We start from the raw sequence: 24,889 nt of genomic DNA on the forward strand, positions 1-24,889 counted from the left end.
GAATATCTTCCGGACCAGTCTTGATTTGAAAAATATATTTTGGGGTGATTGGAACAATGCCTAAGCTAAATAAGAAGACCATAAGAGATATAGATGTTGCCGGTAAAAGGGTTCTTGTGAGGGTTGACTTTAATGTTCCTCAAGATGAAAATGGCAATATCACTGACGATAGAAGAATAAGAGAGGCTCTTCCTACAATAAAGTATCTCATTGACCACAACGCAAAGGTAATTTTAGTATCCCATTTGGGAAGACCGAAGGGCAAATTTGACCCGAAATACTCGATGGCTCCTGTTGCAAAAAGACTTTCTGAGCTTCTCGGCAAGGAAGTTGTTCTTGCAAAAGACGTTATAGGCGATGATGCAAAAAAGTGTGTTGAACAGATGAAAGAAGGAGATGTAGTTCTTCTTGAAAATGTCAGATTTCACAAAGAGGAAGAGGAAAATGATAGAGAATTTGCAAAGGCGTTAGCATCTCTTGCAGACATTTATGTAAACGATGCATTTGGTACAGCTCACAGAGCACATGCATCAACAGCAGGTGTTGCAGAGTTCTTACCAGCAGTTGCTGGGTTCTTAATGGAAAAAGAGATAGAAATGCTTGGCAATGCTCTTGCAAATCCGCAAAGACCTTTTGTTGCAATCTTGGGTGGCGCAAAAGTTTCTGACAAGATTGGGGTTATTACAAATCTTCTTGAAAAGGTTGATAGCCTCTTAATTGGCGGTGCAATGGCTTATACCTTCTTGAAAGCGAAAGGATATAAAATCGGGAAGTCAAAATGTGAAGATGACAAGCTTGATGTTGCAAGAGAGATAATGAAAAAGGCAGAGGAAAAAGGAGTAAACCTTCTTTTGCCTGTTGGAAGCATAGTAGCAAAAGAATTTAAAAATGATACAGAGTTTATGTATGTACCATCAGATGCAATGCCAGACGATATGATGGGTATGGACATAGGAAATACTACAATTGAGCTATTCTCCAAGGAGATAAAGAAGGCAAAGACAATTGTTTGGAACGGACCAATGGGTGTATTTGAATTTCCAAACTTTGCAAAGGGAACAGAAGCTATCGCAAGAGCTGTTGCTGAGGCTGTTGAAGAAAATGGTGCAATTGCAATTATCGGTGGTGGCGACTCTGCAGCTGCTGTCGAAAAACTTGGGTTTGCTGATAAGATGACACATATCTCAACAGGTGGCGGTGCTTCATTAGAGTTCTTGGAAGGTAAAGTTTTACCAGGTATTGCATGTCTTCTTGATAAAAATCCAAGGAAGAAGATAATCGCAGCAAACTGGAAGATGAACAAAACTCCACAAGAAGCAAAAGAGTTTGTTGAAGAGCTGAAGAAGTATATTGATGATGTGCAGGCAGAAGTAGTTATCTGTGCTCCATCAATTCTTGTTCCTTATGTCAAAGAAGCAATAGAAGGAACAAATATAAAACTCGGAACACAAAACATGTTCTATGAAGAAAAAGGTGCATATACAGGTGAGATCTCCGGTCCAATGTTAAAGGAAGTTGGAGTTGAGTATGTGGTAATTGGTCACTCTGAAAGAAGGCAGTACTTTGGTGAAACAGACGAAATTGTGAACAAAAAAGTTCTGGCAGCGCTGAAATTTGGTATAAAACCTATTGTATGTGTCGGTGAGACTTTAAAGCAAAGAGAATATGGTATTACTGACGAACTTGTAAGACTTCAAGTAAAGATTGCACTGAATGGTGTTTCTAAAGAAGACGTTGAAAAGGTTGTCATTGCATATGAGCCTATCTGGGCAATAGGTACAGGCAAGAATGCAACACCTGAAGAGGCAAATAGAGTAATTGGGGTTATCAGAAATGTAATTGCAGAGATGTACGATGAAGATACTGCGCAAAAGGTTAGAATCCAGTATGGTGGTAGTGTAAACTCTGCAAATTCAGCAGAGATTTTCAATATGCCAGAGATTGATGGAGGATTAGTTGGCGGTGCAAGCCTTAATGCTCAGGAATTTGCAAAGATATTACACTACTAATTATGGCAAGTAAAGGGGAATAAGATGATGAAAAAGCCTGTTGTTCTTATCATTATGGATGGTTGGGGTTACAACCCAAAGCAAGAAGGGAATGCAGTTGCTTTGGGTAAGACCCCCAACCTTGATTATTACGAAAAGAATTACCCATATACCTTGATTGGTAGCAGTGGCATGGACGTTGGTCTTCCTGAGGGTCAGATGGGAAATTCTGAGGTAGGTCATCTTAATTTGGGTGCTGGGAGAATTGTGTATCAGGAGTTTACAAGGATAACAAAGTCAATTAAAGACGGTGACTTTTTCAAAAAAGAAGAGTTTTTAATGGCAATAGAGAATTGCAAAAAATATAACTCTTCTCTTCATCTGATGGGGCTTTTATCAGATGGTGGTGTGCACAGTCATAACACTCACCTTTATGCGCTTTTGGAGCTTGCAAAGAGACACAATTTTGATAAAGTATATATTCATTGCTTTTTAGATGGACGAGATGTTCCACCTTCGAGCGCAAAAATTTACATTGAAGAACTTGAACAGAAGATAAAAGAAGTTGGTTGTGGTAAGATTGCAACAGTGATGGGCAGATACTATGCAATGGACAGAGACAAAAGGTGGGAAAGAGTAGAAAAGGCTTACAATGCGATGGTTTTTGGTGAAGGAGAGTATGCAAACTCTGCATTGGAAGCTGTTGAGAAGTCATATGAAAAAGGTAATACCGATGAGTTTGTAATTCCAACTGTCGTGCTTGAGAATGGCAAACCAACTGCAACCATAAATGAACACGACAGCATAATATTCTTCAACTTTAGACCTGATAGAGCACGACAAATCACAAGAGCATTTTGTGATGTTGAGTTTGACGGGTTTGAAAGGAAAAAGGGATATTTTGAAGTGTTCTTTGTATGCATGACCCAGTATGATGTGACAATAAAGAACTGTTATGTTGCATTCAAACCAGAGAACTTAACAAACACGTTGGGAGAATACCTCAGCAAGTTAGGGTTAAAACAACTTCGAATTGCTGAGACAGAAAAGTACGCTCATGTCACCTTCTTCTTCAACGGCGGTGTAGAAGTACCAAATGTCGGAGAAGACAGGGTTTTGGTACCATCACCGAAGGTTGCAACATATGACCTAAAACCTGAGATGAGCGCATATGAGGTAACAGAAGCTTTGCTTGAGAGGATAGAAAAAGATGAATATGATGTAATAATTTGCAACTATGCAAATGGTGACATGGTAGGGCACACAGGCATTTTAGAGGCTGCTATAAAGGCTGTTGAAGCTGTTGACAAGTGCATAGGAAAAGTTGTGGAGAAAGTGTTGCAAAAGGGCGGCGTTGCAATAATAACCGCTGACCACGGCAACTGTGAACAGATGATTGATTATGAGACAGGTGAGCCTCATACAGCTCATACAACAAATAAGGTGCCTTTGTATCTTGTTGGGTGTGGCAATGTTAAATTAAGAGATGACGGAATTTTAGCAGACATTGCTCCGACAATCTTAGACATCTTAGGGTTAGAAAAGCCTTCAGAGATGAAAGGAAGTTCGCTTATTATTAAATAAAATTATTATAGATACTGTTAAAAATCGTTTAAAGGGAGGAATAAATAATGAAGGTTGATCTTTCGATTACAGCTGTAAAGGCAAGAGAAATTCTTGATTCAAGAGGGAATCCAACTGTTGAGGTAGAGGTTGTTGTAAATGACGAGTTTATTGGTAGAGCTGCTGTTCCATCAGGAGCGTCAACAGGTATATTTGAGGCTGTTGAGCTAAGAGATGGTGATAAGAAAAGATATATGGGCAAAGGTGTTCTCAAGGCAGTTGAAAATGTGAATGAGGTTATTGCACCAGAGATTATTGGAATGAACGCTCTTAACCAGGTTGAGATTGATAAACTTATGATTGAGCTTGACGGAACAGAGAACAAGAGCAAGCTTGGTGCAAACGCAATTTTGGGTGTATCTTTGGCAGTTGCAAAGGCAGCAGCAAACGCACTTGGACTTCCACTGTATCAGTATATTGGTGGTGTCAATGCAAAATGCTTGCCTGTTCCAATGATGAATATCTTAAACGGTGGTAAACATGCTGACAACTCGGTTGATTTGCAGGAGTTTATGATCATGCCTGTTGGTGCAAAATCTTTTAGCGAAGCTCTCAGGATGTGTTCTGAGACATTTCATCATTTGAGAAATGTCCTCAAAGCAAGAGGATATAACACAACAGTTGGTGATGAGGGTGGATTTGCACCAAACTTGAAGTCTAACGAAGAACCATTGGAAGTGATTGTTGAAGCAATCGAAAAAGCTGGTTATGTTCCTGGTAAGGACATTGCAATTGCGCTTGACCCTGCAACATCAGAACTCTACAACGAAGAGGATGGAAAGTATCATTTCGAAAGAGAGGGTAAAGTTAGAACAAAAGAAGAAATGGTAGAGTTTTGGGTTAAGCTTGTTGAAAAATATCCTATTGTTTCTATTGAAGATGGTGTTGCAGAAGAAGACTGGGAAGGCTGGAAGATGTTAACTGATGCGCTGGGCAAGAAGATTCAGCTTGTTGGTGATGATTTATTTGTTACAAATACAAAGAGGCTTGCAAAGGGAATTGAACTTGGTGTTGCAAATTCTATTTTGATTAAGCTAAATCAAATTGGAACACTCACTGAAACATTAGAAGCTATTGAAATGGCAAACAGGGCAGGTTACACTGCGGTTGTATCCCACAGATCAGGTGAGACAGAAGATACAACAATTGCTGACCTTGTTGTTGCAGTAAATGCTGGTCAGATAAAGACAGGTGCACCGTCAAGAACAGACAGAGTAGCAAAATACAATCAGCTCTTGAGAATTGAAGAAGAGCTTGGCAGCATTGCCATTTATCCTGGAATGAACGCATTCTTTAACTTGAAGAAAAAATAACTCCACAAAAGTCCAAAGATAAGTTTTTGGATTCACAATGGAATAAAGAGAGAGGGAAAGTGTTGAACTTTCCCTCTTTTCATTTTATAATATATTCAAATAGATTTTACTGTGAATTTTGTTTGAATCTTTTAGAAATCTTGTTGAAGTAAATTTTAAGGAGGTTTGGAAAGATGAAAAGATTTATGGATGAGGATTTTCTTTTGAATAATCCGATTGCTAAAGTACTGTACGATAAATATGCAAAGGATATGCCAATTATTGACTTTCACTGTCATTTAAATCCAAAGGAAATTTATGAGAACAAGAGATTTAAGAACATAACAGAGGTTTGGCTTGGAGGAGACCATTATAAATGGAGGCTTATGAGAGCAAACGGGATAGACGAAAGGTATATAACAGGAGATGCAGATGACTATGAAAAGTTCTTGACATGGGCAAAGACTATCCCAATGGCTATAGGGAACCCAATTTATCACTGGACACATTTAGAACTTAAAAGATATTTTGGAATAGATGAGATATTGAATGAAAAATCTGCACCTATCATTTGGGAAAAGACAAACAAAGTTCTAAAAGAGCTTGGTGCAAGAGATATAATTTTGAGGTCCAATGTAGAAATAATCTGCACAACAGACGATCCTATTGATACACTTGAGTATCATTTAAAACTGAAAGAGGATAAAGATTTTAATGTAAAAGTTTATCCTACTTTCAGACCTGATAAGGGTGTAAATATAGAAAGAGAAACTTTCATACCATGGGTAGAAAAGCTTGGAGAAGTTTATGGTAAGAAGATAGAAAACTATGATGAGTTTTTAGATGCTCTAAGGTCGAGAGCAGAATTTTTCAACTCTGTAGGATGTCGCATTTCTGACCATGCTATTGATGATATGGTTTTTGCCGATGCATCTTTTGATGAAGTAGACAATATTTTTAAAAAAGCTTTAGCGGGTGAGAAACTTACTGATATCGAAGTTGCAAAATATAAAACATATACATTGGGATTCTTAGGAAAAGTTTATTCAAGTCTTGGCTGGGCAATGCAGCTTCATATAAATGCCCTGAGAAATAACAATACAAGAATGTTCAATATTTTGGGGCCTGACACAGGATATGATTCAATAAATGACAATCATGTAGCTATTGCGCTTGTCAAATTCCTTGATTCACTAGAGAAAGAAAATTCTTTGCCAAAGACAATTCTGTATTCTTTAAATCCAAAAGATAGCTATGTTCTCGCAACAATCATGGGGTCTTTCCAGGGCGGTGGGATTCCTGGGAAGATGCAACTTGGTGCAGCTTGGTGGTTCAATGATAGTAAAGACGGAAACCTTCAACAGATGAAAGACCTTGCAAATCTTGGGCTTTTAAGTAGATTTGTTGGAATGGTAACAGATTCTCGAAGCTTTTTGTCATATGCAAGGCATGAGTATTTTAGAAGACTTCTTTGCAATTTGATTGGCGAGTGGGTAGAAAACGGTGAATATCCTTATGATTTGGAGACGCTTGGCAGAATAGTTCAGGGTGTGTGTTACTATAATGCAAAAGAGTATTTTGGGTTTTAAAATAAGAAAAGATTATGGCAAAATGGGTGGGCTAAACAACCACCCTTATTTTTTTAATTCTGGTTCATATAAAATTAAGTTTGGACTAAAATCCTACGATAGTAACAACTCTGCCTTATTCTAAACCTGAGAAAATTAGAGCAATTTTAAGCTATTTTAAGAAAAACATAATTTTAGCTCAAAAATTGGCGAAATATCGTCTAAAAAAAAAAAAAAAAAAACGAGATTGACAGTATGAAAATATATAAAAAAAAATTTGCATAGAAATTCCAAGAAGAAGTTTACAGAAAAAATAGTTCAAGTACTAAATAGCCTAAATAAGAGAATAGAGAAGCAAACATACCAAAAATCAAGTGGGATGAAAAGATGAAAAGGAGATACTATTGTGTAAAGCAGCATGATATAACAGATTGTGCGGCAGCGAGCATAGCCACAATTTGTTTGCAATATGGAAAAGAAGTGTCAATAGCCAAAATAAGAGAGATAGCAGGGACAGACAGATTTGGCACAACAGCATATGGAGTTGTAAAGGCTGCAAAGGAGCTTGGATTTGAAGCAAAAGCAGTCAGAGCAGAAACAAAAGAGGCAATATTTGAAAAAATACCACTTCCGTGTATAGCGCATGTGCTGGTAGATGGCAAGCTATTTCATTATGTTGTGATACATGAGATAAGAAAAGAAAGTATAGTGATAGCAGACCCAGCAAAAGGGATTGTGAAGCTAAAGCCTGAAGAATTTTTTAAAATATGGACAGGCATTTTGATACTGCTTGTGCCAAATGAGAGGTTTAAAAAAGGTAAGCAGGAGGGAGTTTTAAAGAAGTTTTTCAAGTTATTGGCTCCACAGAAGAGTTTGCTATTGAATATTTTTGCAGTGTCTATTGTATATACCTTGCTAGGGATAGCGGCAGCATTTTATTACAAGTTTTTGATGGATGATGTAATACCAAATCTTTTGAAGAATACACTTCATGTTATAGCAGCAGGTACAATACTGATTACGGTATTTAAGGTGATATTAGGAGCCTTCAGGGTAAGACTTTTAATACATTTGAGTCAGAGATTGGATATTAAACTGATGCTGGGGTATTATGAACATGTGATTAAGCTTCCGATGAGTTTTTTTGGTAGCAGGAAGATAGGAGAGATAATTTCGAGGTTTATGGACGCGTCAAAGATAAGGGATGCGGTATCAGGTGCAACGCTGACGCTAATGATAGACAGCATAATGGCATTGGCAGGCGCAAGTATTTTATACTTGCAAAATTCAACGCTGTTTTTTATAGCGTTTGTGATGGTTTTGCTGTATGCGGCAGTAGTGTTTGGATTTAACAGGGTATTGAGGGAAGCGAACAGGCAGGAGATGGAAGACAATGCAATTTTGACGTCATATTTGGTAGAGTCACTGAATGGGATAGAGGTAGTAAAGGCATTTAATATAGAAGAGGATGTGAGTTTTAAGACAGAGAGCAAGTTTGTAAAGCTATTAAAAGATGTGTTTAAGGTAGCGAATTTAAACAATTTGCAAAGTAATATAAGTGCCGCAATAGCAGGGATAGGTGTTATAGTGATACTGTGGGCAGGAGCAAACAATGTAATAAATGGGCAGATGAGCATAGGAGAGCTGTTTACGTTCAATGCACTGCTTGCATACTTTGTAGACCCGATAAAGAACTTGATAGGATTGCAGCCGATGTTGCAGACGGCGATAGTTGCAGCCGAAAGGCTTAGAGAGATTTTGGAACTTGAGAGTGAGTTTAAAGAGGACGAAGATAAGAAGTTAGCTCCAAGTTTGAAAGGTGATATAGAGATAGAAGGTTTGAACTTTAGATACGGTACAAGACAACTTGTGCTGAGGGATATAAATCTTAAGATAAGAAGTGGAGAGAAGATAGCGATAGTAGGAGAGAGTGGTTCAGGGAAGACCACATTGGCAAAGCTGCTTTTAGGATTTTATGATTATGAGAGTGGAGAGATAAGGATAAATGGTTATAACATAAAAGATATAAACAAAAGGCATTTGAGGGAGAAGATAGCATATATATCTCAAGACATCTTTTTGTTCAGTGGTACGATATTCGAGAATTTGGTATTGGATAACAGGAATATAAAAATGGAAGATGTGATTGAAATAAGCAGATTAACCACACTGGATGAGTTTGTATCAAAACTTCCTTTGAGATATAATACCATGATAGAAGAGAATGGAGCGAATTTGTCAGGCGGGCAGAAGCAGCTAATAGCAATAACCAGGGCACTTTTAAAAAGGCCTGAGATAGTGATAATGGATGAAGCAACCAGTAACCTTGATTCTGTAACCGAGCAGGCGATAGGGAAGGTTATAGAGAAGGTATGTGAGGGGATAACAACCATAATAATAGCGCACAGGCTATCGACAATATTAAAGTGTGACAGGGTTGTGGTAATGCATGAAGGCAGGATAGTAGAGGTGGGAACGCATGAGGAGCTGATGAGAAAGAAAGGATATTATTATAACCTGTGGAGAGAACAGCTGATAGGGCTTGAGCAAAAAGGGCTATGGGATTTGGTTGGGAGTGCAGCTGGAAAATGAGAGAGGTAATATATGATTTTGGTGAACTGAAAGAAAGTAAACTCTTGTATGAATCAGAGATTTCAAAGTATGGACTTTATATTACATACATTTTGCTTGCCTTAGTGATAGGGCTTGTTTTGTGGAGTATTGTAGGAAAAATTGATATAAATGTAACGGTTCAAGGGATAATAAGACCCTGGGAAGATGAAGCAAAGGTGATAAGTTATGTTGGAGGGAAGGTAAAAGAGGTTTTTGTAAAAGAAAGTGAATATGTAAAGAAAGGTGATGTTTTATTTAAGATAGATGATGAAGAGTATGTAAAGAAGAGAGATTTTTTGAAACAGCAACTTAGCGAATATGAGAAAAAGATTGACGATTTAAAAGAATTGAGAAATAGCATAGAAAAAGGAGAAAGTCTCAAGAATAAAAATACGTACTATTTAAGGTACTTGAGTTATAGTTATGAGATAAAAAAATTGAAAAAAGCGGCAGAAGAAGCAAGAGTGCAAAGAGAATACAGTATAATGGATTTTAAAAAGCAGATAGAGAGTTTAGATGAGAAAATTAAAAATATTGATAAATTTGAAAGCATGTTAAAAGAAATAAAGGAAGTTGTAAGCAAAGGCGAGCAAGTTAAGCTAACGAAATACGACATAGGGTATTTAGGATTTATATTGAGTGAAATAGAGGATTACAATCAGCAGGTGAAGACAAAATCGGATGGTAGTGATATGAAGAAGATTTTAATATTGAAAATAGATTCAAAACTTGATGAACTGAGGCAGTCAAAAAGTGAGTTGATTTTGCAAAAACAGAAAATAGAAGGGCAGCTGAGACTACTGGTCATTTCAGGTGATGATACAAAAGGAGATATTGAGAAGTATAAGCTGGAGGTGCTGCAGCAGATTGATAGTGAGATTAGTAGTTTAACTCACGAAATAAAGAACTTGAAAATCAACTTGGAAGAAACTAAGAGGTTGATAGAGAGTTGTAGTATAAGAGCGGAAAAAGATGGTTATGTTGAATACAGTGCTGAATTGTTCAGTGGAGCGGCAATAAGTAGCGGAGCTGAGATTGGCAGGATAGTTGACGGTCAATCAAAAAGATTTAAGGTTATTGGATACATACCAAACACAAAAAGCAGTGGTATAGAAAGAGGGCAAAGGGTAAAGGTGAAATTGGCGGGAACAGATGGGTTGAAAGTAGTAGAAGGGAAGGTTACCAGGGTATCGCGGGATATAAAGGTAGCAAATGAAAATGGGCAAGGATTTTATGAGGTTGAAGTAGAAGTGAGGAATGTAGGAAATGGTATTAATTTGAGAGCAGGGCAAGCATGTGAGATGAGCATAGTGGTTGAACAAAAACGATTAATTGAATGGGTATTTGAAAAGATGGGATTGAGGTTGTGAGGGTAGGCAACAACCCTTTCATCAGCCGGCTGTGAGGGTTGAGTTATAAAAGCAAAATTATTTAAAAAGAGGGGGTTTAAGTATTATGAATAGTAAGATTTCTAAACCAATATCTACTATAGAATTGAAAGGAACAGAGTTGTTAGACGTCTCAGGTGGTGGGAATTTAAAGTTAAATGATTTGGGCTTTTATCTTAGTGGAGTTGGTGGTACAACATTAGGTTATGTTGTAGCTGGTGCAGTTTTTGGTTCAGCGGCAGGGCCAGTTGGAAGCCTTGTTGGCGCAATTATTGGGGGTGGTGTATATTGGTTAATAGATCAGTTCTAAATGGTTATATAGTTTTTCAAAACAATGAATTAGAAAAAATAAACGGTGATGGTTTGTTTGGGGCTGCAGCTGGTGCGATATTAGGGTTTACGTATGGATTGGCTGCAGGAGCTGTAATTGCTTATAATAGTGGTGAAATTAAAGATATGTTTAAGACAGGATGGACAGGTGCGATGTTAGGCGGAGCAATAGGTGGTCTTACCCCATTTTAATTATTATAAAAATGAAAGTAGGTGATGAATATTGCTTTTTAAATCGACTTTAAAATGTTTTGCGTACTATTTTGGTGCATCAGCAGGGATCGGTATATTGGTATTGATAGTATCAAAATTAAATGATTTGTATATAAAACCAGAAATTATATTAGTATGTGCTTTAATGATATTTTTATGGTCTTTGACAATGGCTTTTATTTTTGGTTACTTATGTGCTCATGAAGTGTATGTTTATAAAAAATGTGCTATCACAGAAAATGAATTAGAAGAACGAATAAAAAGGACAGGTTATTATACAAAAATTGAAAAAATCGGCAACAAAATTATTGCAACAACACCACATAAGCTCACAAACTGGCTGTGTGGAAAAATAGTTATTGATATTAACGAGGAAGAAATAAGAATTGATGCAAGTAGAGGTTTTTTGTACAAATATTTTAGACCAGTAAAAATGTTATAATGTTATTTTGTCGGGAATGAGAGAGGCTGTCTAAAAAAATGAGGTGACAGCCTCTTTATTTTCTTGACTTTGTCAGTTAAGAGAAGTTTTTGAGCTAATAAAAAATAACAAAGTCTTAATTTATGCGGGTTTTGAGAATAGAAAAATAAAAAATTTGGTTCTATAGTAAATATTGGGGTGGGTAGATAGGAAAAAATATAGCACTTATTCTGAATGCCTGCTATAATTAAGATTGTTTTTAGGAGTAAAAAACACATAATCAAATAATGATTCTGGTGTAAAAAGCCTTTTTTCTTTATGAAGAAGTATAAATATAAAATTAGAATTGAATAAATAAACATAAAAATATATGTAGTACAAATTTTTATAGAATTATGTTAGAATCAAAGGAGCAAAAATTACGACAAATGGGGTGTTGCACTTGTTTAGAGAAAATAACAACCATCTCCAACAATCATTATTTGAAAGTGTTAACTTCATGGATTCAAGGATAAAGGCTAAACTTGAAAAAGGGTCTGTAAATAATTTTGTGTATTTAAATTGAACCATCCCTCTTGGTAAGAAATCATTCAGGATAATCCTGTCTACCTTCTATTTTTTAGTATTACCATTTTAAAAATTTTTATGCATAAATTTTTTAAAAGCTGGACAAAATTTGATACTGGGATATATTGCTCTGATTTTTCTGGTTCTAATTTGTTTTAGATTGCTTCCATGGAAGCAATCTAAAAGCGAACTGAAGTTTGTTATTAATTTATATATCCACTTAAACGTTCTGGATACATTATCAAAAGCTGATTTAATATTATATCCCAATTTCTGTACCTCTGTGTCCACTTTCTTACAACATTTTTTGTCGCAAGATAAAGCATCTTCTCTAACGCTGTATCGTTTGGAAATACTGATTTTGCTTTTGTCACTTTTCTAAATTGTCTATGAACTCCTTCTATGATGTTTGTTGTATAAATTATCTTCCTTATCTCTGGGGGAAACTTAAAAAACGAAGTTAGTGAATCCCAATTGCTTTCCCAACTCCTGAACGCATAAGGATACTGTTTCCCCCATTTTTCTTTTACCTGATAAAAATTTTCCAGTGCTTCTTCTTCATTAGTTGCCTGATACACTTTTTTAAAATCCTTTGAAAATTCTTTTATATGCTTGTATGAAACATATTTGAATGAATTTCTGAGCTGATGAATAATACACCTTTGAATATCGCTTTTTGGGAACACTGCTTCTATTGCCTCTTTTAAACCAGTAAGGCCATCAACACAAAACAGTAATACCTCTTCTACTCCTCTTGTTTTCAGGTCATTCAAAACACCCAACCAGAATTTAGAGCTTTCACTTTCTCCAATCCATATCCCTAAAACATCCTTATATCCCTCAATGTTAATTCCTAAAACAACGTAAGCAGCTTTGTTTACAATCCTGCCTTCATCTTTTATCTTGTAATGAATTGCATCCATAAAGATAAACGGATATATCTTTTCTAACGGTCTGTTTTGCCATTCTCTTATCTCTGGTATTATTTTTTCTGTAATTTTGCTTACCATCTCAGCAGATACTTCAATACCATAAATATCTTTAATTTGCTCATGAATGTCTCGTGTTGCTATTGCTCTGGAATATAAAGCTATTATTTTATCTTCAATTTCAGAGATATCTCTTTTATATTTGGGAATTATCTTGGGTTCAAATTCACCTTCTCTGTCTCTTGGTATATCAATTTCCATCTCTCCAAATTTTGTTTTTACAGTCTTCTGAGTATATCCGTTTCGAGAGTTAGTAGTTTGTTTGTTCTTAACGTCATACTTTTCATAACCCAGAGTTTCTTCAATCTCTGCTTCTAAAAAGCTTTGAAGTACACTCTTAAACAAGTCTTTTAAGCTTTCGTAAATATCACTCACACTCTGAATATTGTTTTTTCTTATAAACTCTAAGAGCTGCTCTTTTGTTAAAACATTTTCCATAACAAAAAACCTCCTTCTTGGATATTTTTGTTTATATTCTGATTCTTACCAAGAAGGAGGTCCTTATACTTTACACAAAATTACTTATAGTCTCTTGAAAAATCATGGGCACCCATATTTTATAAATACGTGTTCTGCAACATCGATGAAAAACCCTTTTCAGTTTTATACAGTGATACAGGAAGGGCTAACTTCCCGGTTAACATACTTCTTTCCTTGGAATACATAAAACACCTTAAAAACTACTCTGATGATGAACTTATCGAAAATTTCAACTTCAATTACCTGATAAATTATGCTGTAGGAATAAGAACATAAGTAAGTATGAACCTTTCAGAGAAAACCTTGTATGACTTTAGAACAAGGATATACAAATACCTCATAAAACATCCTGAACAAGAGGACTTAATATTCGGGCAGTTTTTAAATCTTACCATGATTTTTGCCAAAAAAGCAGGTATATGCATGAAAGAACAGCGGATAGACTCCACCATGTTCATGTCAAACATCAAAAAAGCAGGAAGAGTTGCCCTTGCCTTTGATGTACTTTACAGGGCAGTAAAATCCATTCCTGAAGACAGACTTTCAGAGAACCTAAAAAAAGTTCTCAACCCTGAATTTAGGACAGAAGTGATACACAAAACCAAGCCTTCAGAAGGCGAAAGCAGGCTGGAAATGCTCTTGAATCTTTGCCAAGAAACAAAAGAAACAATTGAAAACATTTCTGAACTAAAAAACTCCGATGCGTATAGGATCCTTGAAAGATTTTTGTCGGAACAGGCGTACTACGACGAACAAACCAAGAAGCTCAAGGCCAAAGATAGCAAAAGTATACCCAGCGATTCTCTTCAGTCAGCATATGATGAGGATGCTACTTATCGCAAGAAGGGGAACAAAGCTGAAAGCGGATATGTTTTAAACCTTAGCGAAACCTGTGCAAAAGAAAATTCTTTTCAGCTCATAACAGACTATACGGTAGAAAAGAACATAAAGAGTGATGTAGAGCTTTTAAAAGAGAGACTACCTATTGTAAAACAGAATACAAAATGTCAAGAAGTCTATGTAGACGGTGGTTATTACTCCAAAGAAGTAGTACAAATTGCAAAAGAGAACTGTGTAGAAGTTCATTTTACTGATTTAAACGGTAGGAAGCCTGTTAGGATGTCAGTGAGCGAATATGAAATAGATGAAGAGACGAAAGTGATAAAAAAATGCCCAAGGGGAATAATACCCATCCATGCAAGTGGAGACTTGTCAAGAATTTTGTGTTTCCAATTTATAACGTAAGTTGTAAAGTTGGATTATGTTATTGATGCATTTTCTAATGCTGGGAACTCCATTTTTCCATTTTGCATAGCGTAAGTTCTCTTCCTGTAAGTAAATATTAATTTCTAAAACACAGGCAACAGGCAGCTGAAAGTATCCACCTGAATTTACTTCTTGCCTTCTCAATCATGCTACTTACACACAAAGCGGTGTTTGTAGAAAGAGCTTTCTTAATTCCTCAGGGTATTTCATATGGACAGAATAAAACTCTGCTTTTTCTGATATTGCAGCAATAAAATCGAGGATATTTTGAAAGGTATCCATCGCAAAGTTCTTTAAATTTCAGTACAGCTCAATCGAAATGGGAGAAAGAAATTCTAAGTCTGTTCTTAACTCTTGTTAAAAGCGGAAAGCTTTATCTTTTGTCATATGTTTTCTGCTATTTTGTTGGAGGTGGACAAAAGCAAGCTAAAGGTCAGCAAGAGGGTAAGCAAGTTTAACGGCATCTGTAATATAAGGAAAGTCATCGCTTATGACAATTTAAAGCAATCTCCAAAAAGGCGTAATCAAGGGAGGGTATGATAAGTTGACATCTATATATGGTGGCGTTGATGGTAATTATTTATTTGCAGGAGCGATGGGGCTTACCATGAGTGTAGGATTAATTGCCGGTGCATGTATACATGGACTAAATGTATTTGTTGCTGGAACATTATTATATGCAGGAACTTGGTCTTTTTCGTTAGATGTAACTTCAACAATTTTAGGAATTATAAAATAAGTATTCCAAAATAAAAATATAAGCTCCGGAACAGTTTGATTAACATATTTAATTTAGAGTTGGGGGATATTCTTATGCTGATAGTTTTTTTTATATTATAATTCTATTTTAGCCCTTTTATTTGCATTAGGAATTGTTAAAAGTAAAAATAGATGGAGTAAAATTGCAATTATAATACCAATATATTTAGAATGTGTGTCTTTACTTGCACTTTATAAACAAAATGTTGGCTTATATGGATTAGGCGGTTTAGTGGTAATTATTGTATTTTTACTAAGAAGATTTAAAATAGTTTGAACTGGTAAGTTTATAATTTTTAAAATCAAGTGTGAAGCTGGGGGTTCTATCTGCCCACCTTCTTTTGGATAGGATTTAGTCTGCCAAACATGTTACTTCAACACCACTTAATCACGAAAAAAACTTATCAAACTTCGCTTTTCTCGAATAATATCATCTTTTGTTATTGTTAAAGTTAATATTGAATTTCACGTAAATATGTGGTACACTGTTTTACGTGGAGGTGAAATAATATGCGTAAATATCAGAATATTACTTTGTCTCTTCCTAAGGAACTTATTCAAAAGGTAAAACATATTGCTGTTGAAAGAAATACATCTATTTCTGCGCTGCTTACAAGCTTGTTAGAAGAACTTGTGAATAGAGAAGAGTCATATCAAAAAGTCTATTTACAACATCTTAAACTTTTAGAAGAAGGATTTGACCTTGGAACAGGTGGAGCAATCACATGGAGGAGAGAAGATCTATATGAAAGAAAGTAACTATCAGTTTGTTGACACAAATATTTTGGTGTATGCTTATGATAAATCTGCAGGGGAAAAACATGTAGTAGCAAAGCAGATTGTGGAGAAACTTTGGAAAGAAAGAAATGGTGCGCTGAGCACTCAAGTTCTCCAAGAATTTTTTGTTGTTGTTACAAAAAAGGTTAAAAATCCTATAAGTTTTGATACTGCTTTTCAAATCATATCAGACTTAAAGTTATGGAAGGTAGCCACAATTGAAGTAGAAGATATTTTAGAAGCTATCAAGTTTTCACAAAGATATAAAATATCTTTTTGGGATGCTTTAATACTTTGTAGCGCTATAAATTTGGGATGTTCGATAGTATGGAGTGAGGATTTAAATTCTGGTCAGTATTTTGGGAAAATAAAAGTAGTAAATCCTTTTTTGTCTTCATCTCTTGACATATAAACATTTGTTTGATATCCTTTATATAGAACATTTTATCGGAGAGAATGAATATTTTATGAGAACGAAAGTTGTTATAAAAAATAAGTTTCGTTTTGGCATTGCATTGCTTCTTTTAATGATATTAATTGTAACGGCTTTGATGATTTCGATTGGAGAAGGGAAGGGCATTGATAAAGGAAAGGATATAAACTGGATATTTGTAAAGGTGAAAGAAGGAGATTCGTTGTGGACAATTTCAAAAAATTTTGTTGATGAAAGCGTAGACATTCGCGATTATATCTCTTTTGTACGAAAAGTAAATAAGTTAGAAAATGCAATTCTGTATCCTGGACAAGTGTTAAAATTTGTAGATGTGAAAACATACAAACTTTTGTGCACAGAATAAAAACCCCCTTGTCAGGAGTTTAAAGTATCTTGTTTTTCTCCTGAGAGGGGGTTTTTTTCAAATGCTTTTTTGATGTCATCGTCATTTACATGAGTATAAATCTCTGTTGTGGAGATACTTTGATGACCCAAAATAGTCTGAAGAGACCTTATATCAACTTTGCCGTGTCTGTACATAAGTGTTGCTGCTGTATGACGAAGTTTGTGGGCAGAGATCTTTTTCTGATTTATACCTGCCATCTTCACATACTTTTCAACAATGTATTGAACAGTTCTTCTGCTGATTCTTTTCTTCCTTTCACTCAGAAAAAGAGCATCCTTGTCTTTTACACCTTCTGTAGGGCGGACTTTCAAATAATTTTCAATAGCTTCTTTACAGGCTTTGTTTAAGTATATTATTCTTTCTTTATTCCCTTTACCAACAATCCTCAGCATATCATCTTTTATATCTGAAAGGTTTATATTCACAAGCTCTGAAAGACGCAATCCGCAATTTAGAAAAAGAGTAATTATTGCAAAGTCCCTTTCTTTATTTTCACCATCAATTGCAGAAAGTAGCTTTTTGCTTTCCTCAAGTGTAAGATACCTTGGATTTCTTTTTCCAAGTTTTGGCGATTCTAAATCTTTTGCAGGGTTATCAGGAATGAGTTTGGCTTTGCTGTAAAGGTATTTAAAAAAGCTTCTAATTGATGCAACTTTTCGGGCTCTTGAATATGGGCTGTTGTTAAAACGTGTAGCAAGGAAAGAAAAATATTCATATAGATTACTAAGAGTTATTGTTTTGAGTTTTTCAATTTCAAAGCTGCTCACATCGATGTTTTCGAGGTCTTCAATCTTTTCGATCTGATTGAGAACATTCAAATCTTTTGCTTTTAGATATCTTAAAAAGGTTCTCAAGTCATAATAATATTCTTTAATTGTATTTGGAGATTTATTTTTGATTGTAAGCATATAATTCAGAAAATCCGCAACATAAGGCGGAATATCAGAAAAGTTCATTTTCTCATTCCCTTCATTGCACAAAATTTTTATTTTGTGCAATTATATTTTCTTTGAATCTATTATACTTCTCTTCTTTTCATAATGTCAACCTTTTTACTTTTTCTTTTTCACAACTCTCTGCGGCTTCTTAAAATTCATAGGGTTTGCAAATTATTTCTTTAATTTTTGTCTCAAATATAGAAGCTGCGTGCGAAGGCCTTATAATTACAGCAGTATCTGCACCTTCAGATGTTCCACCAATTGCAATTACATCTTCACCATATGGTATCAGTCCTGCATCTAAAGCCATAACAGAAATCTCCACTGCAACCTTCACGCCTTGCCCGAGCATTCTAAGTGTATGTGCCATAATTTCAACTGGATACACTCCGCCAAACTTTCTTGATATTCCTCTTTCTGCTCCTGATAGAACATGTGTACCTGTATAAATCCTAAATCCCATTGCTTTAAGCTCTTCAATAGTTTTTTCGCTTATTTCCATTTTTCCAGGTTCAGAAAAACCATTTACATGAGTTACAACTACTACATTTTTTCCACAATCTTTTAGAAGTTTAGCTGTACTTCCACTACACGAAGCCACCACTATATGATTGATATTTCTTTCGTTAGCAGTTTTTATTGCAAGCTCAATAGTTTTTTGAGTATTATGAGGACCAGCTAATTTAAAATACACTTCCTACCACTCCTTGTGGTACAATTTTTAAGTACTAAAAGTAAGATAATATTCTAATGTGTACAGAAGTCAATTGAATACTTGTATTCGATTCAAAGATATTTTATACTATAAACTATAAACTCAACCATTATTATAACACAAAAATTTATTTAGAAGGAGTGTGAGGTTAAAATGAAAAGAGTTTTGGTAAGTGTTGTGCTTTTGCTTTTTGTTCTCTCTATACTTACAGTCTCTTTTGCATCATCTAAAAATGTTATAAAAATTGGAGTAGATTTAGAATTATCTGGTACGGTTGCTCAGTATGGTCAAAAGGAATTAGATGGCTTAAAGCTTGCTATCGATGAAATTAATAAAAAAGGTGGGATTAATGGCAAAAAGATTGAGCTTGTAGTTATGGACAATAAGTCTGATAAGACTGAAGCTCAGAATGTTGCATACAAGTTAGCAGTGAGACAAAATGTTCTTGCTATTTTGGGTCCTGCAACTTCAGGTGCTACGAAGTCAGCATCAATAGCAATAGCAAAATATAAAGTCCCATTAGTATCTCCATCTGCAACTGATGATAATGTTACCGTTGAAGAAAAAACAAATAAAGTAAAATCATACGTATTTAGAACATGTTTTAATGATTCATTTCAAGGGAATGTTATGGCAAACTTTGCTCTTAAAACATTAAAAGCTAAAAAAGCTGCTATAATTTATGATGCTACATCCGATTATAGTAAAGGACTTCTCAAGAATTTTAAATCTGTATTTGAAAAAAGTGGTGGTAAGGTTATAGCTGAGGAAGCATTTGGTAGGGGTGAACAGGATTTTAGTAGTATTCTTACAAAGATAAGAGACAAAAAACCGGATGTAATTTTTGCGCCTGTTTATTATGACGAAGCAGGTCTTATTATAAAACAAGCAAGAGAACTTGGTATAAAAGTACCCATTCTTGGTGGCGATGGATTTGATGATCCAAAAGTTGTTGAGAAGGCAGGAAAAGAAAATGCCAATAACGTATTTTTCTCAGCTCATTATTCTTCACAAGATACTGACAAAAAGGTACAGGACTTTATTAAGAAATACAAAACAAAATATAATCAAGAACCTAATGCTTTTGCAGCTTTAGGATATGATCTTGGATACTTTATAGCTGATGCACTCAAGAGAGCTAATCTTAAATTTGACAGTGTAACAAAAGATAGAGAAAGACTCAAAATTGCTATTGAAAATACTAAGAATTTTGTTGGTGTGACAGGCGTTATAAACATTAATAAAATGCACAACGCAGAGAAATCTGCTGTAATTATAGAACTCAAAGATGGTATTCAAATGTTTAAGCAAAAACTAAATCCATAGAAAAAAGTATATTATAAATGTTGTTCAGCTTAGTTGGAAGGGGCTTTTTTTAAATTATAATGCCCCTTCCCTTCTGTTATATATTTAATGTTTTAAAGTTTTTGAAAGAGGTGAAGAGCGAATTGTCTACGTTAATTCAGCAGTTAATAAATGGAATAACACTTGGAAGTATATATGCCCTTATAAGTCTTGGTTATACAATGGTATACGGAATTATTAAGCTGATTAATTTTGCTCATGGAGACATATTTATGGTTGGTGCCTACATTGCATTTTTAAGTGTTGCATACCTGAAACTGGGATTAATTCCTTCTCTGTTAATCTCTATGATTTTTTGTAGTGTTTTAGGAATTCTTATAGAAAAGTTTGCATATAAACCTCTTAGGAACTCTCCAAGGATTGCTGCTCTGATAACTGCTATAGGTGTTTCGTTGCTTTTAGAAAACCTTATGCAAATTATAATGGGTGCTGATTCAAGAGTTTTCCCAAGACTTGTTACTGAAAAAAATTATCATCTTTTCCAAGGTAGGATAGTAATTAACAACAAACAAATATATCTTTTGATTATTACAATACTTTTAATGATAATTCTAAATTTCGTTGTCAAGAAGACAAAAATAGGAAAAGCAATGAGAGCAGTCTCTCAAGATATGGATGCAGCAAGATTGATGGGTATAAACGTTGACACTACAATTTCATATACATTTGCAATAGGTTCTGCTCTTGCTGCAGCAGCTGGTGTGTTAGTTGGACTTTATTATAACACCATAAATCCTCTCATGGGAGTTTTGCCTGGACTTAAAGCTTTTATAGCTGCTGTGTTTGGTGGAATTGGTATCATTCCTGGGGCGATGCTCGGTGGATTTTCCCTTGGTATTATTGAAACTCTTGTGAGTGGATACGGCAGTTCTATGTACAAAGATGCAGTTGCATTTGCTCTTTTGATATTAATTTTGATTATAAAACCTTCTGGATTACTCGGAAAAAATATAAAAGAGAAGGTGTAAGAAAAGATGAAAAAAAGGCTTGTTGTGCATTCTGTATTTGTAATTGTTTTGTATTTAATAATAACGCTTTTAATGAAGATTGGCATGATAGATGATTATATCAAACTAAACCTCTTCTTGATAATGTTGAATATCATCTTAGCAGTAAGTTTAAACTTAATAAACGGTATCACTGGTCAGTTTTCACTTGGACATGCAGGATTTATGGCAATTGGAGCGTATACCACTGCAGTTTTGACCACCCTTGAAAAACCAGTACCCTTTTATCTCACTGTTTTAATTGGCGGGTTGTTTGCAATGATATGTGGTTTTATAATTGGTCTTCCTGTGTTGCGACTGAGAGGTGACTATCTTGCAATTGCTACATTAGGGTTTGGAGAGATCATAAGAGTAATTATACAAAATATAGATTACTTAGGTGGTGCAAGTGGAATAAGTGATATACCACAAGGAATTGACTGGACTGGATATTTTGTTATTACAGTCTTAAGTGTAGTGGTTATATTAAATATTATCAATTCATCGTTTGGTAGAGCGATGATCGCCATCAGAGAAGATGAGATAGCTGCAGAAGCTATGGGAATCAACACAACTTTATATAAAGTTATGGCATTTATGATAGGTGCCTTTTTTGCAGGTGTTGCAGGCTCAATTTATTCTGGCTCTTTTGGCTTTATACAGCCAGATATGTTCAACTTCTTTAAATCAATTGATATATTAGTGATAGTTGTTTTGGGTGGACTTGGAAGCATATCAGGTTCAATTATTTCTGCTATAGTTTTAACAATACTTTCAGCTTTATTGCAAGATTATCCTGCAGTGAGAATGGTTTTATATTCTCTTATTTTGATCATAATTATGTTATTTAGACCTCAAGGGCTTATGGGGACAAAAGAAATAAGACTTTCAAAACTGATACCAATTGGTGGTGAGAAAAATGCTTAGGATAAAAAATGTGACAGTCAATTTTGGAGGAATTGTGGCGCTGAACAATGTTAATATTGATATTGAAAAAGGTGCAATAATCGGGCTAATCGGGCCAAACGGTGCTGGTAAAACCACAGTATTTAATGTGATTTCAGGTATATATAACCCTAATACTGGCAGGATAGAATTTTCAAACTACGATATAACTTATAAAAAGACATACCAGGTTTCTGCGCTTGGAATTTCAAGGACTTTTCAGAACATAAGGTTGTTTAAGGAACTAAGTGTTCTTGATAATGTAAAGATTTCATTTCATAAAAACATTAAATATAATTTATTTGACGCAATATTAAGAACTCCTCGATTTTTAAGAGAGAAAGAACAAATTCAAAAAAAAGCAGAAGAGCTCTTGAAACTCTTTGGACTATATGAAAAAAGGTTTGAATTTGCTAAAAACCTACCTTATGGCGAACAAAGAAAGCTTGAAATTGTTCGTGCACTTGCAACATCACCAAAATTACTTTTGTTGGATGAGCCAGCAGCGGGAATGAATCCTCAAGAAACACAGGAGCTAAAGAACCTTATTAAATTTATAAAGGATAAATTTGATTTAACTATACTCTTAATTGAACATGATATGTCAGTTGTAATGGACATATGTGAAAAGATATATGTGCTTGATTACGGTGAAGTGATTGCGGTAGGATCACCTGAAGACGTCAAAAATAACCCTCGTGTGATAGAAGCATACCTTGGAGAGGGGGATTTAGAGTTTGCTTAAAGTAACTGGGATAGATGTGTTCTATGGAGCAATACAGGCTTTGTTTTCAGTATCATTGGAGGTTCAAAAAGGTGAGATTGTTACATTAATTGGTGCAAACGGCGCAGGAAAGTCTACCCTGCTTAAGACAATCTCTGGTCTTATTAGACCTCGTACAGGTTCAGTCTTTTTTGAAGATATTGACATAACAAAAAAGTCATCTATAGAGATTGTAAAACTTGGGATTTCCCATGTACCAGAAGGAAGACGCGTCTTTCCAGAGATGACTGTTCTTGAAAATTTAGAGCTTGGAGCATATTTAAGAAAGGACAAGCAAGGAATAAAAGAAGATTTGAAAAAGGTATTTGAAAGATTTCCAAGATTATATGAAAGAAAGAACCAGTTAGCAGGTACCCTCTCTGGTGGAGAGCAGCAAATGCTTGCAATTGGAAGAGCGCTAATGTCAAAGCCAAAGTTACTTTTGCTTGATGAGCCTTCAATGGGATTAGCACCTATACTTGTAACTGAGATTTTTAAGATAATAAAAGAGATAAATTCACAAGGTACGACTATACTTTTGATTGAACAAAATGCTCACATGGCACTTTCAATCGCGGACAGAGCGTATGTAATAGAGACAGGTAAAATTGTTTTATCCGGAGATGCAAAAGAGATTGCAGCAAATCCTGAGGTTAAAAAAGCATATTTGGGTGGGTAATCATTTCTAAAGAAAACAGGGCTTTTATCCGACAAAATTTTGGAAAAAGCCCTGTTAGAGCTTTATTTTTTTATTCTGTTTTCTTTTTGCTTTTTCTGCTTCCAGGTTTTACAATAGGTATACCTTCTTTACAAAGCGGACACTCCTCAGGGTCAAAAGTTTCAATTTCAAGCGTAAGAAGAGTTTTCAAAGGATAGCCAAGGTCAACCTTACCACCACTTCTATCCACAATACCAGCAACTGCTACAATCTCACCTCTGTATTCTTTTACAATCTCAATTATCTCTCTTACAGACCCACCTGTTGTTATGACATCTTCAACTACTAGAACTTTTTCTCCTTCTTCGATCTTAAATCCTCTTCTGAGTTTCATTATTCCATCTTCTCTTTCTGCAAAAATAGAACGGCATTTAAGCTGTCTTGCAAGTTCGTATGAAAGTGTTACTGCACCTAATGCTGGACCTATTACAACGTCGACCTGCACATCTTTAAAATATTGTGCAAGATCTCTGCAGATCATTTCTGATAAGTTCGGATATTGCAACACTCTTGCGCATTGAAGATACTTTGCACTGTGTTTTCCAGAGGATAAAAGAAAATGTCCCTCTAATAAAGCATCTGTGTCTTTGAACATTTGAATGTAAGCCTCTTTATTCATAACTTTCTCTCCTTTCAATGATAGTTAAATCTTGTTTTTCAATTCCTCTTTCTTTTAAAAACTGTTGCCACCAGTCTTGATATGCTATTGTGGAAAGCTCATTTCCAAGATGAGACCAATCGCCCTCAACAACAAGGTGGTATTTCCCATCTTTATACTCGATTATATTTATAGCAGTATTGTCCTGCCACAAAATCTCGTTGAGTCTTTCAAATTCATATCCTTTTATATACGTGAGAAGAGCCCTAATTAATGTTCCATGGGTTACAATACATATTTTCTTCCCAACATTTGACTTTACGATGTTCTCAAAAGCAGATTTTGCTCTCAAGAAAAGTTCATACATACTTTCGCCATTTGGCATACAGTGCTTGTGAGGCATTTTCTCCCACATTTCGTACTCTGTTGGATAAAGCAAAGGAAGTTCATCCCAGCACCTATCTTCCCAATCTCCACCGTTTATCTCTATCAAATCTTCTCTTACTATAATATTTATATTTCTGCCCTCCGCTATCTTACTTGCAGTATAGAAGGCTCTTTTCAGAGGACTCGAATAAATTACATCAAAATGGACATTTTTTAATCTTTCTGCAAGTTTTTGAGCTTGCAATTTGCCTTTTTCTGTTACATTAGAATCTGTAATACCATGAAACCTTCTTACAAAATTCCCTTCTGCCTCTGCATGACGAATAAGATATACAACTGTCTTTGACATTTTTGCTTTCAC

At 35.2% G+C, this 24,889-nt stretch carries 24 protein-coding genes and 1 pseudogene; 19 read left to right on the forward strand and 6 right to left on the reverse strand.

Features of this window, described 5'->3' with window-relative positions; genetic code table 11:
- Positions 1–56: 56 nt before the first annotated feature.
- From tpiA to COB47_RS05835, 9 genes are all read left to right on the forward strand, one after another.
- A complete protein-coding gene (gene tpiA / locus COB47_RS05795) occupies positions 57–2,009 on the forward strand; it encodes a triose-phosphate isomerase (RefSeq protein ID WP_013290447.1) in 1,953 nt (650 codons plus the stop codon).
- Positions 2,010–2,033: 24 nt separating this feature from the next.
- Positions 2,034–3,572: a 2,3-bisphosphoglycerate-independent phosphoglycerate mutase gene (gpmI, locus tag COB47_RS05800; RefSeq protein WP_013290448.1), complete on the forward strand. Its 1,539-nt coding sequence runs from the start codon at positions 2,034–2,036 to the stop codon at positions 3,570–3,572.
- A gap of 47 nt (positions 3,573–3,619) precedes the next feature.
- A complete protein-coding gene (eno, locus tag COB47_RS05805) occupies positions 3,620–4,924 on the forward strand; it encodes a phosphopyruvate hydratase (protein ID WP_013290449.1) in 1,305 nt (434 codons plus the stop codon).
- Positions 4,925–5,097: 173 nt separating this feature from the next.
- The gene (gene uxaC / locus COB47_RS05810) at positions 5,098–6,492 is read left to right on the forward strand and encodes a glucuronate isomerase (protein WP_013290450.1); all 1,395 of its coding nucleotides are present in this window, start codon (positions 5,098–5,100) and stop codon (positions 6,490–6,492) included.
- Positions 6,493–6,858: 366 nt separating this feature from the next.
- Positions 6,859–9,063: a peptidase domain-containing ABC transporter gene (locus tag COB47_RS05815; protein ID WP_013290451.1), complete on the forward strand. Its 2,205-nt coding sequence runs from the start codon at positions 6,859–6,861 to the stop codon at positions 9,061–9,063.
- Positions 9,060–10,454 carry an HlyD family secretion protein gene (locus COB47_RS05820; protein ID WP_013290452.1) on the forward strand — a complete coding sequence of 465 codons (1,395 nt, stop codon included), beginning with the start codon at positions 9,060–9,062 and terminating at the stop codon, positions 10,452–10,454. Before COB47_RS05815 ends, COB47_RS05820 begins: the two co-directional genes overlap by 4 nt.
- An 85-nt stretch (positions 10,455–10,539) precedes the next feature.
- Positions 10,540–10,782 (forward strand): hypothetical protein, encoded by a 243-nt coding sequence (locus COB47_RS05825; RefSeq protein ID WP_013290453.1) that lies wholly within the window; start codon positions 10,540–10,542, stop codon positions 10,780–10,782.
- The gene (locus COB47_RS05830; RefSeq protein WP_013290454.1) at positions 10,761–10,994 is read left to right on the forward strand and encodes a hypothetical protein; all 234 of its coding nucleotides are present in this window, start codon (positions 10,761–10,763) and stop codon (positions 10,992–10,994) included. Before COB47_RS05825 ends, COB47_RS05830 begins: the two co-directional genes overlap by 22 nt.
- Before the next feature lie 97 nt (positions 10,995–11,091).
- Positions 11,092–11,457 (forward strand): hypothetical protein, encoded by a 366-nt coding sequence (locus COB47_RS05835; protein WP_237698857.1) that lies wholly within the window; start codon positions 11,092–11,094, stop codon positions 11,455–11,457.
- Positions 11,458–12,206: 749 nt separating this feature from the next.
- Here the strand turns inward: COB47_RS05835 and COB47_RS05840 are convergent.
- Positions 12,207–13,430, reverse strand: coding sequence for an IS256-like element ISCob1 family transposase (locus tag COB47_RS05840; protein WP_013290456.1), 1,224 nt, complete (start codon positions 13,428–13,430; stop codon positions 12,207–12,209).
- A gap of 324 nt (positions 13,431–13,754) precedes the next feature.
- Between COB47_RS05840 and COB47_RS05845 the strand changes: the two genes are divergently transcribed.
- Entirely contained in the window at positions 13,755–14,717 is a 963-nt protein-coding gene (locus COB47_RS05845; protein ID WP_237698858.1) for a hypothetical protein, read from the forward strand.
- On the opposite strand, the pseudogene COB47_RS12575 reads toward COB47_RS05845, so the two are convergent.
- Positions 14,685–15,236: pseudogene (locus COB47_RS12575) on the reverse strand (transposase); the annotation flags it as partial. The gene COB47_RS05845 and the pseudogene COB47_RS12575 overlap by 33 nt on opposite strands.
- 46 nt (positions 15,237–15,282) lie before the next feature.
- On the opposite strand from COB47_RS12575, the gene COB47_RS05850 reads away from it, so the two are divergent.
- The 4 genes from COB47_RS05850 to COB47_RS05865 all read left to right on the forward strand — a co-directional run bounded on the left by COB47_RS05850 (position 15,283) and on the right by COB47_RS05865 (position 17,071).
- Positions 15,283–15,477, forward strand: coding sequence for a hypothetical protein (locus tag COB47_RS05850; protein WP_013290457.1), 195 nt, complete (start codon positions 15,283–15,285; stop codon positions 15,475–15,477).
- Positions 15,478–16,007: 530 nt separating this feature from the next.
- The gene (locus COB47_RS05855) at positions 16,008–16,256 is read left to right on the forward strand and encodes a DUF6364 family protein (protein ID WP_013290458.1); all 249 of its coding nucleotides are present in this window, start codon (positions 16,008–16,010) and stop codon (positions 16,254–16,256) included.
- Positions 16,243–16,686 carry a PIN domain-containing protein gene (locus COB47_RS05860; protein WP_013290459.1) on the forward strand — a complete coding sequence of 148 codons (444 nt, stop codon included), beginning with the start codon at positions 16,243–16,245 and terminating at the stop codon, positions 16,684–16,686. Before COB47_RS05855 ends, COB47_RS05860 begins: the two co-directional genes overlap by 14 nt.
- A 55-nt stretch (positions 16,687–16,741) precedes the next feature.
- Positions 16,742–17,071 carry a LysM peptidoglycan-binding domain-containing protein gene (locus tag COB47_RS05865; RefSeq protein ID WP_013290460.1) on the forward strand — a complete coding sequence of 110 codons (330 nt, stop codon included), beginning with the start codon at positions 16,742–16,744 and terminating at the stop codon, positions 17,069–17,071.
- Between the two features lie 11 nt (positions 17,072–17,082).
- On the opposite strand, the gene xerA is transcribed toward COB47_RS05865, so the two are convergent.
- Positions 17,083–18,069, reverse strand: a complete 987-nt coding sequence (gene xerA / locus COB47_RS05870) for a site-specific tyrosine recombinase/integron integrase (protein ID WP_013290461.1) — start codon at positions 18,067–18,069, stop codon at positions 17,083–17,085.
- 130 nt (positions 18,070–18,199) lie between these two features.
- Complete coding sequence (locus COB47_RS05875) at positions 18,200–18,745, reverse strand: pyruvate kinase alpha/beta domain-containing protein (protein ID WP_013290462.1); 546 nt, start codon at positions 18,743–18,745, stop codon at positions 18,200–18,202.
- 174 nt (positions 18,746–18,919) lie between these two features.
- Between COB47_RS05875 and COB47_RS05880 the strand changes: the two genes are divergently transcribed.
- From COB47_RS05880 to COB47_RS05900, 5 genes are all read left to right on the forward strand, one after another.
- Positions 18,920–20,092, forward strand: a complete 1,173-nt coding sequence (locus COB47_RS05880; RefSeq protein ID WP_013290463.1) for an ABC transporter substrate-binding protein — start codon at positions 18,920–18,922, stop codon at positions 20,090–20,092.
- 122 nt (positions 20,093–20,214) lie between these two features.
- Positions 20,215–21,099 carry a branched-chain amino acid ABC transporter permease gene (locus COB47_RS05885; RefSeq protein ID WP_013290464.1) on the forward strand — a complete coding sequence of 295 codons (885 nt, stop codon included), beginning with the start codon at positions 20,215–20,217 and terminating at the stop codon, positions 21,097–21,099.
- Positions 21,100–21,105: 6 nt separating this feature from the next.
- Positions 21,106–22,044 carry a branched-chain amino acid ABC transporter permease gene (locus tag COB47_RS05890; protein ID WP_013290465.1) on the forward strand — a complete coding sequence of 313 codons (939 nt, stop codon included), beginning with the start codon at positions 21,106–21,108 and terminating at the stop codon, positions 22,042–22,044.
- Positions 22,037–22,807, forward strand: coding sequence for an ABC transporter ATP-binding protein (locus tag COB47_RS05895; RefSeq protein WP_013290466.1), 771 nt, complete (start codon positions 22,037–22,039; stop codon positions 22,805–22,807). Before COB47_RS05890 ends, COB47_RS05895 begins: the two co-directional genes overlap by 8 nt.
- Positions 22,800–23,504 (forward strand): ABC transporter ATP-binding protein, encoded by a 705-nt coding sequence (locus COB47_RS05900; protein WP_013290467.1) that lies wholly within the window; start codon positions 22,800–22,802, stop codon positions 23,502–23,504. The genes COB47_RS05895 and COB47_RS05900 overlap by 8 nt, the downstream gene beginning before the upstream one ends.
- 70 nt (positions 23,505–23,574) lie before the next feature.
- Here the strand turns inward: COB47_RS05900 and pyrE are convergent, their stop codons facing one another.
- Positions 23,575–24,162 carry an orotate phosphoribosyltransferase gene (gene pyrE, locus COB47_RS05905; protein ID WP_013290468.1) on the reverse strand — a complete coding sequence of 196 codons (588 nt, stop codon included), beginning with the start codon at positions 24,160–24,162 and terminating at the stop codon, positions 23,575–23,577.
- Positions 24,155–24,877 carry a histidine phosphatase family protein gene (locus COB47_RS05910; protein ID WP_013290469.1) on the reverse strand — a complete coding sequence of 241 codons (723 nt, stop codon included), beginning with the start codon at positions 24,875–24,877 and terminating at the stop codon, positions 24,155–24,157. The genes pyrE and COB47_RS05910 overlap by 8 nt, the downstream gene beginning before the upstream one ends.
- Between the last annotated feature and the right edge of the window lie 12 nt (positions 24,878–24,889).

The organism is Caldicellulosiruptor obsidiansis OB47, assembly GCF_000145215.1.
Lineage (GTDB): Bacteria > Bacillota > Thermoanaerobacteria > Caldicellulosiruptorales > Caldicellulosiruptoraceae > Caldicellulosiruptor > Caldicellulosiruptor obsidiansis.

Excerpts from the sequence above, each read along its gene's own strand:
- tpiA (WP_013290447.1), top strand. The coding sequence starts at position 57 with ATGCCTAAGCTAAATAAGAAGACCATAAGAGATATAGATGTTGCCGGT.
- gpmI (WP_013290448.1), top strand. The coding sequence starts at position 2,034 with ATGATGAAAAAGCCTGTTGTTCTTATCATTATGGATGGTTGGGGTTAC.
- eno (WP_013290449.1), top strand. The coding sequence starts at position 3,620 with ATGAAGGTTGATCTTTCGATTACAGCTGTAAAGGCAAGAGAAATTCTT.
- uxaC (WP_013290450.1), top strand. The coding sequence starts at position 5,098 with ATGAAAAGATTTATGGATGAGGATTTTCTTTTGAATAATCCGATTGCT.
- COB47_RS05815 (WP_013290451.1), top strand. The coding sequence starts at position 6,859 with ATGAAAAGGAGATACTATTGTGTAAAGCAGCATGATATAACAGATTGT.
- COB47_RS05820 (WP_013290452.1), top strand. The coding sequence starts at position 9,060 with ATGAGAGAGGTAATATATGATTTTGGTGAACTGAAAGAAAGTAAACTC.
- COB47_RS05825 (WP_013290453.1), top strand. The coding sequence starts at position 10,540 with ATGAATAGTAAGATTTCTAAACCAATATCTACTATAGAATTGAAAGGA.
- COB47_RS05840 (WP_013290456.1), bottom strand. The coding sequence starts at position 13,430 with ATGGAAAATGTTTTAACAAAAGAGCAGCTCTTAGAGTTTATAAGAAAA.
- COB47_RS05845 (WP_237698858.1), top strand. The coding sequence starts at position 13,755 with ATGAACCTTTCAGAGAAAACCTTGTATGACTTTAGAACAAGGATATAC.
- COB47_RS05855 (WP_013290458.1), top strand. The coding sequence starts at position 16,008 with ATGCGTAAATATCAGAATATTACTTTGTCTCTTCCTAAGGAACTTATT.
- COB47_RS05860 (WP_013290459.1), top strand. The coding sequence starts at position 16,243 with ATGAAAGAAAGTAACTATCAGTTTGTTGACACAAATATTTTGGTGTAT.
- COB47_RS05865 (WP_013290460.1), top strand. The coding sequence starts at position 16,742 with ATGAGAACGAAAGTTGTTATAAAAAATAAGTTTCGTTTTGGCATTGCA.
- xerA (WP_013290461.1), bottom strand. The coding sequence starts at position 18,069 with ATGAACTTTTCTGATATTCCGCCTTATGTTGCGGATTTTCTGAATTAT.
- COB47_RS05880 (WP_013290463.1), top strand. The coding sequence starts at position 18,920 with ATGAAAAGAGTTTTGGTAAGTGTTGTGCTTTTGCTTTTTGTTCTCTCT.
- COB47_RS05890 (WP_013290465.1), top strand. The coding sequence starts at position 21,106 with ATGAAAAAAAGGCTTGTTGTGCATTCTGTATTTGTAATTGTTTTGTAT.
- COB47_RS05895 (WP_013290466.1), top strand. The coding sequence starts at position 22,037 with ATGCTTAGGATAAAAAATGTGACAGTCAATTTTGGAGGAATTGTGGCG.
- pyrE (WP_013290468.1), bottom strand. The coding sequence starts at position 24,162 with ATGAATAAAGAGGCTTACATTCAAATGTTCAAAGACACAGATGCTTTA.
- COB47_RS05910 (WP_013290469.1), bottom strand. The coding sequence starts at position 24,877 with ATGTCAAAGACAGTTGTATATCTTATTCGTCATGCAGAGGCAGAAGGG.